This is a genomic window from Sabulicella rubraurantiaca, from assembly GCF_017355885.1.
Classification (GTDB): domain Bacteria; phylum Pseudomonadota; class Alphaproteobacteria; order Acetobacterales; family Acetobacteraceae; genus Roseococcus; species Roseococcus rubraurantiacus.
In genome coordinates this window covers 18,897-33,902 of the sequence record NZ_JAFEUU010000010.1, presented here as the reverse complement: position 1 = coordinate 33,902, position 15,006 = coordinate 18,897, and the positions used below count along the sequence as shown (strand labels likewise).

General features: G+C 70.7%; 15 protein-coding genes. 9 read left to right on the top strand and 6 right to left on the bottom strand.

Going from position 1 to position 15,006, the window contains the following annotated elements:
• The first annotated feature begins 68 nt into the window (after positions 1–68).
• Positions 69–485 (top strand): RNA polymerase-binding protein DksA, encoded by a 417-nt coding sequence (gene dksA / locus JTJ31_RS16745; RefSeq protein ID WP_207539874.1) that lies wholly within the window; start codon positions 69–71, stop codon positions 483–485.
• Between the two features lie 3 nt (positions 486–488).
• On the opposite strand, the gene JTJ31_RS16740 is transcribed toward dksA, so the two are convergent.
• Positions 489–1,193, bottom strand: a complete 705-nt coding sequence (locus JTJ31_RS16740) for an SOS response-associated peptidase (RefSeq protein WP_207539873.1) — start codon at positions 1,191–1,193, stop codon at positions 489–491.
• A gap of 10 nt (positions 1,194–1,203) precedes the next feature.
• Positions 1,204–2,829: a GMC family oxidoreductase gene (locus JTJ31_RS16735; RefSeq protein ID WP_207539872.1), complete on the bottom strand. Its 1,626-nt coding sequence runs from the start codon at positions 2,827–2,829 to the stop codon at positions 1,204–1,206.
• 142 nt (positions 2,830–2,971) lie between these two features.
• Between JTJ31_RS16735 and JTJ31_RS16730 the strand changes: the two genes are divergently transcribed.
• Genes JTJ31_RS16730 through JTJ31_RS16715 form a run of 4 tightly spaced genes read left to right on the top strand, consistent with a single transcriptional unit; the run spans position 2,972 to position 6,501 of the window.
• Positions 2,972–3,313 (top strand): hypothetical protein, encoded by a 342-nt coding sequence (locus JTJ31_RS16730; RefSeq protein WP_207539871.1) that lies wholly within the window; start codon positions 2,972–2,974, stop codon positions 3,311–3,313.
• Positions 3,310–4,116: a gluconate 2-dehydrogenase subunit 3 family protein gene (locus tag JTJ31_RS16725; protein WP_207539870.1), complete on the top strand. Its 807-nt coding sequence runs from the start codon at positions 3,310–3,312 to the stop codon at positions 4,114–4,116. Before JTJ31_RS16730 ends, JTJ31_RS16725 begins: the two co-directional genes overlap by 4 nt.
• Complete coding sequence (locus JTJ31_RS16720; protein ID WP_207539869.1) at positions 4,109–5,884, top strand: GMC family oxidoreductase; 1,776 nt, start codon at positions 4,109–4,111, stop codon at positions 5,882–5,884. The genes JTJ31_RS16725 and JTJ31_RS16720 overlap by 8 nt, the downstream gene beginning before the upstream one ends.
• Positions 5,881–6,501, top strand: a complete 621-nt coding sequence (locus JTJ31_RS16715; RefSeq protein ID WP_207539868.1) for a c-type cytochrome — start codon at positions 5,881–5,883, stop codon at positions 6,499–6,501. Before JTJ31_RS16720 ends, JTJ31_RS16715 begins: the two co-directional genes overlap by 4 nt.
• A gap of 9 nt (positions 6,502–6,510) precedes the next feature.
• Here JTJ31_RS16715 and JTJ31_RS16710 read toward each other — a convergent pair whose 3' ends face one another.
• On the bottom strand, positions 6,511–7,047 hold the full coding sequence (locus JTJ31_RS16710) for a flagellar basal body L-ring protein FlgH (protein ID WP_236020355.1): 537 nt from the start codon (positions 7,045–7,047) through the stop codon (positions 6,511–6,513).
• A gap of 210 nt (positions 7,048–7,257) precedes the next feature.
• Here JTJ31_RS16710 and JTJ31_RS16705 point away from each other — a divergent pair, with 210 nt between their 5' ends.
• The 3 genes from JTJ31_RS16705 (at position 7,258) to speE (ending at position 9,180) form a co-directional block, all read left to right on the top strand.
• Positions 7,258–7,608, top strand: a complete 351-nt coding sequence (locus JTJ31_RS16705) for a hypothetical protein (RefSeq protein ID WP_207539867.1) — start codon at positions 7,258–7,260, stop codon at positions 7,606–7,608.
• A 181-nt stretch (positions 7,609–7,789) separates the two neighbouring features.
• The gene (gene speD, locus JTJ31_RS16700) at positions 7,790–8,230 is read left to right on the top strand and encodes an adenosylmethionine decarboxylase (protein WP_207539866.1); all 441 of its coding nucleotides are present in this window, start codon (positions 7,790–7,792) and stop codon (positions 8,228–8,230) included.
• 89 nt (positions 8,231–8,319) lie between these two features.
• Positions 8,320–9,180, top strand: a complete 861-nt coding sequence (gene speE / locus JTJ31_RS16695; protein WP_207539865.1) for a polyamine aminopropyltransferase — start codon at positions 8,320–8,322, stop codon at positions 9,178–9,180.
• 21 nt (positions 9,181–9,201) lie between these two features.
• On the opposite strand, the gene JTJ31_RS16690 is transcribed toward speE, so the two are convergent.
• From JTJ31_RS16690 to JTJ31_RS16680, 3 genes are read right to left on the bottom strand one after another with little or no spacing between them, the layout of a single operon-like run.
• Entirely contained in the window at positions 9,202–9,987 is a 786-nt protein-coding gene (locus JTJ31_RS16690) for an SDR family NAD(P)-dependent oxidoreductase (RefSeq protein ID WP_207539864.1), read from the bottom strand.
• A 41-nt stretch (positions 9,988–10,028) separates the two neighbouring features.
• Positions 10,029–11,381 carry an NAD(P)H-dependent oxidoreductase gene (locus JTJ31_RS16685; RefSeq protein WP_207539863.1) on the bottom strand — a complete coding sequence of 451 codons (1,353 nt, stop codon included), beginning with the start codon at positions 11,379–11,381 and terminating at the stop codon, positions 10,029–10,031.
• A gap of 55 nt (positions 11,382–11,436) precedes the next feature.
• Positions 11,437–12,402, bottom strand: a complete 966-nt coding sequence (locus JTJ31_RS16680) for an alpha/beta hydrolase (RefSeq protein ID WP_207539862.1) — start codon at positions 12,400–12,402, stop codon at positions 11,437–11,439.
• 38 nt (positions 12,403–12,440) lie between these two features.
• On the opposite strand from JTJ31_RS16680, the gene JTJ31_RS16675 reads away from it, so the two are divergent.
• Entirely contained in the window at positions 12,441–14,954 is a 2,514-nt protein-coding gene (locus tag JTJ31_RS16675) for a bifunctional acetate--CoA ligase family protein/GNAT family N-acetyltransferase (protein WP_207539861.1), read from the top strand.
• The last annotated feature ends 52 nt before the right edge of the window (positions 14,955–15,006 follow it).

Sequence of the window (15,006 nt, the reverse complement as noted above, 5' to 3'; positions counted from 1 at the left end):
GTCCGCCCGCCCTGGGGTGGGGGTTGGCGCCGGGTCGGCCTGATTTCCGGGGTGAGGCAAGGTTCAACATGGTCGTCACCCTCCCGCCTGACTATCGCCCGTCTGACGACGAAGAGTTCATGAACGCGCTGCAGCTGGAATACTTCCGGCAGAAGTTGCTCCGCTGGCGGCACGAGTTGCTGCGTGAGGCCGGCGTCACCCTCAACTCGCTTTCCGCCGGCGGCATCGCCGAGCCTGATCTGACCGACCGGGCCAGCGTCGAGACCGACCGCGCGCTGGAGCTTCGCACCCGCGACCGGGCGCGCAAGCTGATCAGCAAGATCGACCAGGCGCTGGAGCGGATCGCCCAGGGCACCTATGGCTTCTGCGAGGAAAGCGGCGAGCCGATCGGCCTGCGCCGCCTGGAAGCCCGCCCCATCGCCACCCTGTCCATCGAGGCGCAGGAGCGCCACGAACGGATGGAAAAAGTCCACCGCGACGACTGAGGATCAGGGCCGGTCGTCCATCAGCCCGGCGACGGGCGGTGCGTCCGCCCAGGGTTCCAGCAGCGCCGCATCGTTCTCGCCGACACGGCCGACGCGCGGGTCCACTGGCCAGAAGCGCAGCTTCCCATCATCAAGCGGACGCAGCAGCGCTTCGGCGTCCCCCTCCTCCTCGCTCAGCCAGAGCGGCCAGTCCGGGCGCTCCAGCAGCACGGGCATGCGGTGGTGCAGCAGCGCCTGCCGCCCCGCCGAATCGGTGGTGACGACGCTGTAGGTGCGCAGCCAGGACCCGTCCTCCGCCTTCCACCCCTCCCAGAGGCCCGCCGCCGCCATCGGGCTGCCATTCCGCAGGGCGACGGCATAGGGCTGCTTGCGGCCTTCGCCCGCATGCCATTCGAAGAACCCGTCCATCGGGACGAGGCAGCGGCGGCGGCGGAACGCCTCGCGGAAGGAGGGCTTGGTCGCCACCCCGTCGGCGCGGGCATTGATCAGCCGCGCGCCGCCCTTGGCGTCCTTGGCCCAGGAGGGGACGAGTCCCCATTGCAGCACATCCAGGTGGCGCGCACCCGTCTCCGGATTGCGCCGCACCACCGGCGCGGATTGCGTGGGCGCGATGTTGAAGGAGGGCGGCCAGTTCGGCACGCCCGCCGTCACCTCGAAATACTGCGCCGTCTCGGCATTGGGCCGCTGGAGGAAGTAGCGCCCGCACATATCGGGACGCTCAGGCCGCCACCGCCTCGCGCCCGCGGATGAAGTCGCTGGCCTTTTCCGCGATCATCAGCGTGGTGGCGTAAGTGTTGGCGCTGGTCATGCTCGGCATGATGGAGGCGTCCACCACGCGCAGCCCGGAAAGCCCGTGCACGCGCAGCCGGTCATCCACCACCGCCATTGGGTCGGTTCCCGGCCCCATCTTGCAGGTGCCGATCAGGTGGTAGGTGGTGCTGCCGTTGCGCTTGGCGAAGTCCAGCAGCTCGTCATCCGTCTGCGCCTGCGCGCCAGGCAGCGTTTCCTTCTCCATCAGCGCCATCATCTGCGGCGTGGTGAGCATGCGCCGGGTGAGCCGCATGCCCGCGAGGTGGACGCGCACATCCATCGGGTCCGAGAGGTAGTTGGGCTGAAGCTCCGGGTCCTCGAACACGTCGCGTGAGCGCGCCCGCACCCAACCCTTGCTTTCCGGCCGGTGCTGCCATGCCCCCGCCGTCACGCCCGGATAGTCGTCCAGCACGTAGACCATCCCCTCCTTGTAGGAGCCGGGGGTGAAGACGCATTGCAGGTCGGGCTGGTCCAGCCCCTCGAAGCTCTTCCAGAAGACATGGACGTGCGAGGGGGCGGTGGCGAGGATGCTCGGCTGCCGCGCCGCCCAGCGCGCCACCTGCCCGCCGAGGCGCAGGCCGCGCGCCAACTCGTTCAAGGTCAGCACGCCCGGCTTCGCCCGCATGACGAAGCGCGAGGCGTAGTGATCACGGAAATTCTCGCCCACCCCCGGCAGGGCATGCCGGATCTCGACGCCCAGCCGGTCCTTGATCCAGGCGGGACCGATGCCGCTGACCTGGAGCAGCCGCGCCGTGTTGGCGGTGCCGCCGGACAGGATCACCTCGCGCCGCGCCCGCACCTCGACCGGTGTGCCGCCGCGCTCGCTGAGGTAGCGGATGCCAACGGCGCGCTTGCCCTCCAGCACCACCTCGCAGGCCCGGGCATTGGTGCGCAGGTTGAGGTTGGGCCGCGACAGCGCGCCATGCAGGAAGGCCCGGTAGGCCGAGACGCGGCGCCCATTCAGGATGGCGCGCTGGTAATAGCCCACCCCCGCCTGTTCGCCCGAGTTGTAGTCGGGGTTGCGCGGAATGCCGAGGCCGACGCAGCCCTCGATGAAGGCCTCGGAGACCGGATGGATCCAGTCCATGTCGGTGACAGGAATGCCCTGCTCACGCCCGCGCCGCTCCGGACTGCCGAAGCCGATGCGCCGCTCGGTCCGCATGTAATAGGGCAGGCAATCGGCATAGCCCCAGCCGCGATTGCCGCGCTGCGCCCAGGAATCCAGGTCGCCCGGCTGGCCGCGGTTGTAGATCATCCCGTTGACCGAGGAGGAGCCGCCGAGGGTGCGCCCCTGCACCGTGGCGATGCGCCGCCCGCCCGTGTTCTCCGTCGGCTCCGTGGAGAACTGCCAGGTCACGCCCGGGTCCTTGAGCGTCTTGATGAAGCCGGCGGGGACATGGATCCACGGGTTGCGGTCGCGCGGCCCGGCTTCCAGCACGCAGACCGTTGCCCCGGGGTCTTCCGAAAGCCGTGCCGCGAGCAGCGATCCCGCCGCGCCGCAGCCAACGATCACGTAGTCGAACTCGTCTGCCATCGCGCCCTCGGTTCTTTGGAAGGCAGGCTAGGGCAGATCGGCGGGTGGAGGAATTCATCCGTTCAGCATGAAATTGCATATGTTGCGAAGCCGGTCTCTCCCGGCCGCGTTCGGCGAGGATGACTGCGCCCGTGGAGGGCCCATGACGTTCCGCCTGCTCCCTCTCCTCCTTCTTCTTGCGGGACCCGCATGGGGCCAGGGCCAGGAGAGCGTCGCGGCACCCATGGGGCCGCAGACCACGGCACGCCCCGCGCCTCTCCGCTCCTCCATCGCCACGGTGTCGGTGCCTTCGGGCCAGCGCGTCGAGCCACTGGGGGTCCCAGTGCCGCGGCCCGAGCAGCCGGGAAGCGGGCTGGTCCTGCCGAGCTCCGTTCGCCTCACCTCGCCGCAGCGACTGTTTTGTGGCGAGATCGGCGACCCCCGCGCCCGCGCGCGCTGCGAGGCGTTGCGCGAACCGCCCGCGCCCCCGGGAGGCGCACCATGAGCCGCCTCGACCGACGCGGCCTGTTCCGCGGCGTCGCCGGCTTCGGGGCAGCGACGGCGCTGCCGGCCGCCGCGCAGCCCGCGCCGCAGGCCACGCCGCCCGTTGCCGCACCTGCGGCGCCGCCGGCCGGTTCCGTCGCCGCGTGGCGAGCGGGAAGCCGGGAGGTTCAGCCCGTCTCCTCGTGGCGCTTCCTCAACGCGCCGGAGGCCGCCTTCCTGGATGCGGCGGTGGACCGCATCATCCCGCCCGACGACCAGTGGCCCGGCGCGCGCTGGGCTGGCGTCGTGCGCTACATCGACCAGAGCCTCGCCGGCGCGCATGGGCAGGGCGCGCGCTTCTACGCCGCCGGCCCCTGGGCGCCTGGCCTGCCCACCCAGGGCTATCAGCTGCCGCTGAACCCCGCGCAGCTCTACCGCACCTCGCTCACCGCCATCCTGCGCGAGGCGGAAGCGCGGCAGCTGGATTTCGCCCGCGCCGCGCCCGCAGCGCAGGATGCGTTCCTGCGCGCGATCGAGGCGGGAGAGGTGGATTGCGGCGGATTCCGCTCCGACGTGTTCTTCGAGACCTTCCTGGCCAACACGATCGAAGGCTTCCTGTCCGACCCGGAGTATGGCGGGAACCGCGACATGGTGGGCTGGCGCATGATCGGCTTCCCCGGCGCCCATGCCGCCTACCTGCCGCTCTACACGCATCATGGCATGAAGTACGACGAGGAGCCGCTGCCGATGGGCGAGACCGCGCGGCACCAGCACACACCAGGGCAGGGACACGGCCGTCCGCAGGGAGAATCGCGTCGTGGCTAGGACCCTGCCGAAGAAGGACATCGTCTTCGTCGGCTTCGGCTTCACCGCCGCCGTGATCGCGCGGGAGCTGCGGGAAAGTGGCCTGTCCATCGTGGGGCTGGAGCGGGGGCGGCCGCGCGACACCGTGCCGGATTTCCAGGGCCCCTCCATGCACGACGAACTCGGCTTCGCCGTGCGCCACGGGCTGATGCAGGACGTGGCGAAGGAGACGGTGACGGTCCGCAACACGCCGGACCAGCACGCGCTGCCCATGCGGCAGCTCGGCTCCTTCTTGCCGGGCACAGACCTCGGCGGCGCCGGGGTGCACTGGAACGGCCAGACCTTCCGTTTCCAGGCGGCGGATTTCGAACTCCGCTCCCATCACGAGCGCCGCTATGGGCGCGACTTCGTGCCGGAGGAGCTGACGATCCGCGACTGGGGCCTGACCTATGCGGAGCTGGAGCCGTCTTACGACCGGTTCGAGAAGCTGCTGGGCATCAGCGGCAAGGCGGGCAACCTGAACGGCCAGCTCCAGCCGGGGGGGAACCAGCACGAGGCGCCGCGTTCCAGCGAGTATCCTAACCCGCCCACCGCCCCCGCCTATCTCGGCGCCATCTTCGCCAAGGCAGCGATGGAACTGGGCTATTCCCCCTTCCAGGTGCCCAGTGCCAACCTGACGCGCGCCTACACCAACCCTGAGGGAGTGCGCCTCGAGCCCTGCATGGTGTGCGGCTATTGCGAGCGCTTCGGCTGCGAGCACTTCGCCAAGTCCAGCCCTCAGACCACCGTCCTGCCCGCGCTGCGCGAGCAGCCGAATTTCGAGCTGCGCACCCACGCCCACGTGCTGCGCGTCAACCTCAGCGAGGACCGCAGGCACGCCACCGGCGTGACCTATGTGGACGTGAACACGGGCGAGGAGTTGATCCAGCCGGCGGAGATCGTCGTGCTCTCCGCCTTCGCCTACAACAACGCGCGCCTCATGCTGCTGTCCGGCATCGGCACGCCCTACGACCCGGCGACGGGCGAGGGGCAGGTGGGCCGCAACTACTGCTACCAGACGATGAGCGCCGTTACGCTCTTCTTCGACGAGGACGTGAACCTCAACCAGTTCATGGGCGCCGGCGCGCTGGGCACGGTCATCGACGACTATTCCGGCGACAATTTCGATCACACCGGGCTGGGCTTCGTCGGGGGGGCCTACATCGCCGCCTACACCACGGGGGCGCGGCCCATCGAGTTCCATCCGGTGCCGCCCGGCACGCCGCGCTGGGGCGCCGCCTGGAAGCAGGCCGTGGCTCGGCACTACAACCACACGGGTGGTCTGCAGTGCCACGGGCAGAGCAATGCGCGCCGCGGCAACTACGTGAGCCTGGACCCGACCTACCGCGATGCCTACGGCCAGCCCTTGGCGCGCATCACCTTCGACTTTCCCGAGAACGATTTGCGCATGTCGCGCTTCGTCACCGACCGCGCCGTGGAGATCGCGCGGCGCATGGGGGCGCGGCAGATCGTGGCGGCGCCCCGCACCGCCCCCTGGTCGGTCGTTCCCTACCAGACCACGCACAACACGGGCGGCGCGATCATGGGCGCGGACCCCACGGAGACGGCGGTGAACCGCTTCGGGCAGTCCTGGAACGTGCCCAATGTCTTCGTCACCGGCGCCGCGCTCTTCCCGCAGAACGCGACCTACAACCCCACGGACACGGTCGGCGCATTGGCCTACTGGACGGCGGCGGCGCTGAAGGACCAGTACCTTCGCGCGCCCGGGCGCCCGCTGGTGCCGGCATGAGGGCGCTCCTTCTCACCGTGGCGCTGCTAGCGCCGCTTCCCGCCTTCGCGCAGGACGCATCGCGCGGGCGTGAGATTGCGGAGAACGGCGCGGGCGACATCGCGCCCTGCGCCTCCTGCCACGGCATGGACGGGCGCGGCGTCGGCGCCGCGCAATTTCCGCGCCTCGACGGCCAGCACCCGTCCTACCTGCTGAAACAGCTCAACGACTATGCCGGCGAGGCGCGCCGGAACGAGATCATGACGCCGATCGCGCAGGCCCTGTCCGAGGCGGACCGGCAGGCCGTCGCCGCGTGGTACGGGGCGCAGCGCTTTGGCGAGGCCACGACCGACCCCCGCCCCTCGGAGCTGGGCGAGCGCCTTGTGATGCAGGGCGACCAGTCGCGCGGCTTGCAGGCCTGCGTGAACTGCCACGGGCCGGAGGCGGCAGGCCTGCCTCCGCTGTTCCCCCGGATCTCTGGCCAGCACGCCGAGTATGCACAGGCACAGTTCCAGGCCTGGCGCGAAGGGGCGCGCCGCAACGACGTGGCCGGCGTGATGCGCGAGATCTCCGGCCGGCTGAGCGAGGCGGAGAGTGCCGAGATCTCCGCCTATCTGGAAGGCTTGCGGTCAAGATAGGCTTGGCGCTCAGAAGGGGCTGAGGATGTCCAGCAAATGCTGCCCCAGTCGCGGCTGCTGGATGTCGGACAAGGAGCCCCGCCCACCATAGGAGATCCGCGCCTCGGCCAGCCGCTCGTGCCGCACCGTGTTGTCGCTGGCGATGTCCTGTGGGCGGACCACGCTGCGCACCTCCAACTCGCGCAGCTCCGCGTTCACCCGCACCTCCTGGCGTCCCTGCACCACCATGTTCCCGTTCGGCAGGGTCTGCGTGATGGTTGCGGCGAGGCAAAGGTTGATCGTCTCGGTCCGTCGCACCTGTCCGTTGCCGTCGCTGGTGCCCGTGCCGGTGGCGGAGACGGGGTTCGCCGGGTTGGCGCCGCGCGGCAGGAGGCGCCGCGTTTGCGTCTCCAGCCCCAGCAGGTTCGGCACGCCCAGGCTTTCTGCCCGGTTGCGGCTGCGCTGCGTCCTGTTCTTCGACTGCGCATCATCGGCGATAAATGCTCCGTTTGTCCGTAGGCAATGAGGGCGAGGCGGAGCAGGAAGAGGGCAGGGCGCATGACTCAAGCCCCGGGCGCCACGGATCGTCTTATGGGACTATTGGAAGAGGGGCGCTTTCGCCGCCGCCCTGGCCGCGACCGGCGGTGGAGAGCTGTCGTCCCCGCTGGTGGCGCGCCGCGCCCTTCTCGCCGCAAGGGCCGAGGCGAGGCGAGGCCGGCGCGACGTGGCGACAGAGGCTCTGGAAGCCCTGGGTCCGGCGGGGACGAGGCAAGGGTGGTGATCCTCGCCCAATCTTGTGACTGCGCGGCGGCCGCGGCGGCGCTGTGCCGCCATCTTGCGACGCTCACCCCTGTGGGAGGCCCCTTGCCGGATGCGGCGGAGCGCGTCCCCCTGCACGTCACGGCGCTCCTGGCATTGGCGGGAGACGAGCGCGGAATCGTGGCGCTGCATCGGTCGCGCGGCGCGCGAATCGCCACGCCCGCCCTGGCCCAGGCACTCCGGGCGCTGACGGCCGATCCGGTGCGCGGCCTCGCGGATGTCCCGCGTTTGGCGCTTGAGCTGAACCTCTTCCGGAGTTTCCCGTATTCTCGGGAGCGGTTGCGGACCGCCGCGCTGCCTGCCGGATGAGTCTTGCGTCCGGTGGGGGGGCGCCCCGTGTTTTTTTCGGGGCGATGAGGCCGATTTTCATTTGACCCCGGGGTTCCACTGCCCCATATGCCGCCTCCGTTGACCCCATCGAACCGACGGCCGCGGTGGCCGCACAGCCGATTGATCAGGTCATCTTCCCGACTGGAAAGGGTTTGCCCGGATGGACACTCTCGTTCGGCTGGGGGATGCGCTTACGAGCGACGCCCAGAACATCTCGCACGGTGAGCAGAAGGACTACTTCGTCGAGCGCAATGGCGTCCGCTATGCCGGCACGCACCTGATCATCGACCTCTGGGGCGCGACCAACCTGGACGACCCTGGCCACATCGATGCGGTGCTGCGCGAAGCGGCGATCGCCACCGGCGCCACCATCCTGCATGGCCACTTCCACCACTTCTCGCCGAATGGCGGGGTGTCGGGGGTGCTGGTGCTGGCCGAGAGCCACGTCTCCATCCACACCTGGCCGGAGCGTGACTACGCGGCGCTGGACATCTTCGTCTGCGGCGATTGCGACCCGTACAAGGCGATCGAGCACCTGAAGCGCGGCTTCCTGCCGGAGCGCGTGCAGCTTGCCGAGCACAAGCGCGGCCTGGTCGGCTAAAGCCGGACCGAGGTCGGAACAAAGAGGGCCGGGCGGCAACGTCCGGCCTTTTTCATGACGCGGCCATTTCCATCACACGGAGATCAATGATGGCGACGGATTCCTGGGTGAACGAGACGCTCTACGCCGAGTGGGGCCAGCGCTTCCTGGTGGGGCGCGAGCTGGCGCGAGTGAAGAGCGATTTCCAGGATATCATGGTCTTCGAAAGCCCGAGCCACGGCCGCGTCATGCTGCTGGACGGCGTCGTGCAGATCACCGAGCGCGACGAATTCGTCTACCAGGAGATGCTGACCCACGTGCCTCTGTTGGCACATGGCGAGGCGAAGCGCGTCCTCGTCATCGGCGCCGGAGATGGCGGCGTGCTGAAGCGCGTCCTGCAGCACCGCAACGTCGAGAAGGCGGTGATGGTGGAGATCGACGGCGAGGTGATCCGGCTGGCCAAGGAGCACATGCCGATGATCGCCGGCGATGCCTGGAACGACCCCCGGGCCGAGGTGATCGTAGGCGACGGCATCGACTACGTTCGCACCGCCCCCGCCGGCTCCTTCGACGTGGTGATCGTGGACTCCACCGACCCGATCGGCGTCGGCGAGGTGCTGTTCACCGAGGAGTTCTACCACAACGCTGCGCGGTTGCTCTCGGAGCGCGGGCTGATCGTGAACCAGTGCGGCGTGCCCTTCATGCAGGCGGATGAGCTGCGCGACACGAACCAGCGTCGCGCCAAGTCCTTCCCCGACACCTGGGCCTATGTCGCCGCCGTGCCGACCTATGTCGGCGGCTTCATGACGCTGGGCTGGGCGGCGAAGGACGCCAAGCTGCGCACGCATGACGCGGCGACGATCAAGGCGCGGGCGGAGAAGGCGGGCATCCTGGGCCAGACCCGCTACTGGACGCCCGAGATCCATGTGGGCGCCTTCAACCTGCCGCCCTACATCGCCGAGAATCTGTGAAGGGGAGGGGCCTCCCGCCCCTCACTCCTCCTCGACCAGCGGCGGGCCGGCCAGCACGCCGCCATCGATCACCATTGCCTGCCCGGTCATGAATCCCGAGGCCTTGCTGGCGAGGAACACGGCGGCGCCGGCGATCTCGTCCGGCTCGCCGATGCGCAGCAGTGGCGTGTCGCGGGTCCGCTTCTTCAGGTTCACCGGGTCTTCCCACAGCGCGCGGGCGAAGTCGGTCTTCACCAGCCCCGGCGCGATGCTGTTCACCCGGATCCCCTTCGGCCCCCATTCCACTGCCAGGGCGCGGGCCAGCTGCATGTCGGCCGCCTTGGAGACGCCATAGATGCCGAGGCGCGGCGAGCCGCGGAACCCGCCGATGGAGGAGACGATGATGACGCTCCCCTCGCCGCGCTCCGCCATGCCGGGGATCGCCATCTGGCAGAGCCAGAGGTTCGACCGCACGTTGGAGTTCATGATGCGGTCATAGGCCTCGTCCGGGATGTCCTGGGACGGGCCGAAATACGGGTTCACCGCGGCGTTGCAGACCAGGATGTCCACCTGGCCGTAGGCGCGCACCGTCTCGTTCACCAGCGCCTGGAGCTCGTCCTTGCGGCCGATGTTGCAGGCCACCGCCATGGCCTCGCCGCCGCGCGCCTTGATGGTGTCGACGACCTCCTGGCAGGCGTCGCGCTTGCGGCTGCTGACGACGACCTTGGCGCCGTGCTCGGCGAGGCGCTCGCAGATGGCGCGGCCGATGCCGCGGCTTCCGCCGGTGACGATGGCGACCTTGCCGGACAGGTCGAACAGGCTGGGCATGGACGATTCCCCCTTCTTGCGTGGCCGAGAGGCTAGCCTCGCTATTCGGCAGCCAGAACCCCCCGCGCCGCCTCCGCCATCTCGCGCCGCAGCCGCACCGCCTCGCTCGCCGAATCCAGCGCCACGTCGGACTGGCGCAGCGCGGCGCCCTTGGGCACGTCGCGCAGCAGCTTCACCCCATGCGCGAGGCCGATGGGCAGCGTGTCCTCGCGCAGCGCGCGCGTGGCGGGGATGCACTTGCCCCAGACCATGGCGCCGCCCTCGCCATCCAGCACCTCGCCAGCCTTGAGGTCGCGCTTGGCGGTGGAGGCCACGTCGCCGCGCCAAGAATCGCTGCACCCCGTCGGCTCCCGCCGCAGCGCGACGGAGGCGACGGAAACGCCCAGCTCCAGCCCGATCAGGTGATAGGGGCGCCACAGCGCGGCGTAGCGGCCGGTGTCATCGGTGCGCACGCCGTATTCGCTGAAGCAGCGGCGAATATAGTCCGTCTCGCCCTCGAAGGTGGCATAGACGCCCCAGCGGAGGTCGCCGGCGACGGGACGGCCGTCGCGCTCCACGCTACTGATCACCTCCACCATGCCCTTGCGCGGCAGGATGCCGCCCTCGGCGGACGGGCGCAGCAGGTGCGGCAGGTCCTGCACGCCGCAGGCCGGAAACATCAGCCCGTCCTCCGGCGGCTCCAGCCCCGTGGCATTGGCGATGGCGGCCATCTCGATCGCGCTCTTGGTGCCATCGAGGAAGGAGTTGAACATCTGCGGGTTCATGCCGCCCTTGGCCGCATCCTCCGGCGACAATCCGTAGTAGCCCCAGACCGTCTCCGGAGTGCTTTCGTGGAAGCGCGGCAGGTACTTCGTGCCCTTGCCCGCGGCGACGACGGGCAGACCCATGGCGCGGATCGTGTCCACCATCTCGCAGATCAGGGCGGGCTGGTCGCCATAGGCCATGGAGATGACGACGCCTGCCCTCGCCGCACGCGCCGCCAGGGCCGGCCCGGCCAGCACGTCGGCCTCCACGTTCACCATCACGACGTGCTGCCGCGCCTCGATGGCCGCCAGCGCGTGGCGGATGCCGGCGGCGGGGTTGCCGGTGCTTTCCACCACCACCTCGATGCGCGGGTCGTTCACCGCCGAAGAATCCTCGGTGACAAAGGTGGTGCCGCGCGCCAGCGCGTCGTCCAGGCTGCGTGCCGCCCCACGCTCCTTCTCCCACCCGATGCGCTCCAGATTCTCGCGCGCGCGGGCAGGGGAGAGGTCGGCGATGGCGGCGACCTGGATGCCGGGCCGCCGCGTCGCCATGGCAAGGAACATGGAACCGAACTTGCCCGCGCCGATGACGCCCACCGTCACGGGACGGCCCTCCGCCGCGCGGGCGGCGAGCATGCGGGACAGGTTCATGGCGGTTCCTCCGGCGGTGGTCCGGCCGCAAGGTGCCCCGCGGGGGCTGTGCGCGCTACCCCACCCGCGCCCGCAGCCAGCGCCCCGCCGCCTCCGCCGCACGGTCGGCGGCGCCCACATGGCCCAGCGCGCGCAGGAAGCCGTGCACCGTGCCGGGGAAGACCTCCATCTCCAGCGACACACCGGCTTGGCGCAGCCGCTCGGCGAAGGCGTGGTTCTCCGAGGCCAGCACGTCCAGCTCGGCGATGTGCAGCAGCGTGGAGGGCAGGCGCGACAAATCGCCGCGCAGGGGCGAGGCGAGGGGGGAAAGCCGCGCCACCGGGTCGGGGCAATAGGCATCCCAATAGAAGCGCATCTTCGCCTCGGTCAGCCCGTAGCCATCGGCGAATTCGCGGTAGGAGGGCGTCGAGAGGTCATGGTCGAAGACGCCGTAATTCAGCAGCAGGCCGCGCAGCGGGACCGGCTCCGCCGCCTCGGCATTGAGCAGCGCGGTCGCGGCAGCGAGGTTGGCGCCGGCGCTGTCGCCGCCCAGCACGATGCGCGACGCGTCCAGCCCAAGCTGCTCGCCTTGCTCCGCGATGTGGCGCAGCACGGCGGCGCATTCCTCCAGCGCTTGCGGGAACACCGCCTCGGGCGACAGCGCATAGTCCACGCCGAGCACGGCGCAGCCGGATGTGGCGGCATAGGCGCGCATCAGCCGGTCATGCGTGTCGATGGAGCCCCAGACCCAGCCGCCGCCATGGAAATACGCCAGCACCGGCAGTTTGGCGGCGCTCACCGGACGGTGCATCCGCACCAGCATCCGCCGGCCCCGGATGGGCCACCACATCTCCTGCGTCTCCGCCATTTGCGGGCCGCCCTCGGCCAGCGGTTCCTGCGGGCCGTCATTCAGGCGGCGCAGCTTGTCGAAAGGCGCGGAACGCGGCGGATTCGGCAGGATGATGGCGGGCTGCGCGGCCATCCGCTCCGCCATCATCTCGGAGAAGGCGGCCATTTCGGAATCGAGGCGCGGATCACTCATGGCGGCATCCTGCGCCCGCGTCGCATAGACTGGAAGCCATGTCCCTGATCCTCACCGGCCGCCCAGGCAAGGGCTTCCGAGACATCGCGCTGTTCAGTCCCCGCTCGGCCTGGCTGATCGCCGATCCGGAGCTGCCGGAAAGCGCCATCCTGCGCCGCAACCTCCTTGCCGGCGGCTTCACCGGCCGCCTCGCCCTGGACGCGCCGCCGGAGGAACCGCCGGACCTCGCCGTGGTGAGCGTCGCGCCCGACGCGATGGGGGAGGCGCTGCGCCGCGTCGCCGAGGCGGGCTGCCACGCCGCCGTCGTGCCGGTTCCCGCGCCGAACCTCGCTGCCCTGGCGCGCGCATCCGGGCTGCGCGCCCTGGGCGAGCGCTCCTTCGGCCTCGCCCTGCCGCATCTGGGGCTGAACGCCACGCTGTCGCACATCCCGGTGCCGCGCGGACGCCTTGCCCTGATGACGCAATCCTCGGCGGTGGCGCGGGCGGTGCTGGACTGGGCGGCGGCGGAGGGGCTGGGCTTCTCCCACATCATCGGCATCGGCGCGAATGACGATCTGGGCTTCGCGTCGGGGCTCGACTGGCTGGCGCGCGACTCGCGCTCCGCGCTGGTCCTGCTGGAACTGCGGCGCATCAAGAACCGGCGCGGCTTCGTCTCGGCGGCGCGGGCGGCGGCGCGCACCCGCCCCGTCCTGGCGCTGCGCCCAGGCGCACGCCTCGACGATCCTTCAGGGGTCGGAGAATCGGTGATGGAGGCGGCGTTGCGCCGCGCCGGCGTGCTACGTGCGGCCGGGCTGGAGGAATGGCTGGCGGCAGCAGAGACGCTGGCACGCGCCCGTCCGCGCGGCGAGGGCGATCGCGTCGCCATCTTGTCCAACGGCATCGGCCTGGCGCGCCTTGCCGCCGACGCGGCGGTGGCACACGGGCTGCGCCTCGCGGAGACAGGCGTGCGCAACCCGCATTCCCTCGGCCCAAGTCCCGGCGTCGCGCTGGCAGAGGAGGCGAAGCGCCTCGCCGCCCTGCCGGGGGTGGATGCGGTGATCGCGGTCCATGCGCCCACGGACGAGCCAGCGCCCACTGCGACGCTGGTGGAGGCAGCGCGCGGCAATCGCGGCGCGCCGATCCTGCTTGGCTGGGTCGGCGAGGCCAGCGCGCATGACGAGCGCCGCGCCCTGACCGAGGCCGGGCTGCCTGTCTTCGCGACGCCGGAAGCCGCCATTCGCGGTGCGGTGCATCTGGCGCGGGAACGCCGCAACCGCGCCGCCGCCGCCGAGCTTCCGCCCGCCGAATTGCTGGAGATCGCGCCCGAGCGCGATGCAGTGCGGTCCATCCTGGATGCGGCGCAGGCGGAGGGGCGCGACCGGCTCTTCGAGGACGAGGCGCTGTTCATCCTCGCCGCCTATGGCATCGCCACGGCACCGGGACGCGTGGCGCGCGACGCGCAGGAAGCGGTGCGGGTCGCCAAGGCGCTGGGCTTCCCCGTGGTGCTGAAGGCCCGCGCCCTGCTGCGCTTCAAGAGCGAGGCGGGCGGCGTCGTCACCGGGCTGCGCGCCGAGGCCGCGCTGCGCGCCGCCGCGCAATCCATGACGGAGGAGGTGGCGCGGCGCGCCCCCGGCACAAAGCTGACGGGATTCCTGGTGCAGCGGCAGATGCCGCGCCGGGCGATGGAGCTGCGCCTGCGCCTCGACGAGGACCCGATGTGGGGCCCCTGGATCGGCTTCGGCCAGGGCGGCACCGCCGCCGATCTTGCGCAGGACGAGGCCTTCGACCTCCCGCCCCTCAACCTGCCGCTCGCCCATGCGCTGATCGCGCGTACGCGGCTGGCGCGGCTTCTGCCCGGCTATCGCGACCGGCCGCCGGTGCACGAGCCTGCCATCGCCGACGCGCTGGTGCGGCTGTCGCAGCTGGCGGTGGATTTCCCTGTCATCGCGCGCGTCGTGGTGAACCCGCTCTTTGCCGATGCGGGGGGCGCGGTGGCCGCCGATGCAGCGATCACCCTGCGCCCAGCGGGCGAGGCGGCGCTGCTCGCCATCCAGCCCTATCCGGCGCATCTCGAATCCGAATGGATGGCGCGGGACGGGCGGCGCTTCCTCATCCGGCCCATCCGCCCGGAGGATGCCGAGGCGCAGGGCAAGCTGTTCCGCGCCCTGCCGCCCGAGGATGTGCGCTTCCGCTTCTTCTCCACCATGCGCGAATTGCCGCCCGCGCTGCTCGCCCGCCTCACCCAGATCGACTACGACCGGGAGATGGCCTTCGTGGCCCAGCACGACGGCGCCACGCATGGCACGGCGCGGCTGATCCGCGAGCCGGGCGGGGAGGGGGCGGAATTCGCCGTGGTGGTCGCGCCCTCGGCCAAGGGGACAGGGCTGGCGCGCCACCTGATGGACCGCGCCATCGAGTGGGGCCGTTCCCTGGGGCTCCGGGAACTGACCGGCCACATCCTCGCCGACAATGCGCCCATGCTGGCCTTCGCGCGCCGCCTGGGCTTCACCCTGTCGCGTTCGGAGGAGGATGCGGAGGTGATGCTGGCGAAGAAGCGGCTGGACGCGCCCTGATCCTGCCACGGCGCCGCCACCACCGCGCCGCGTCCGCGGCGTTGCATCGGAG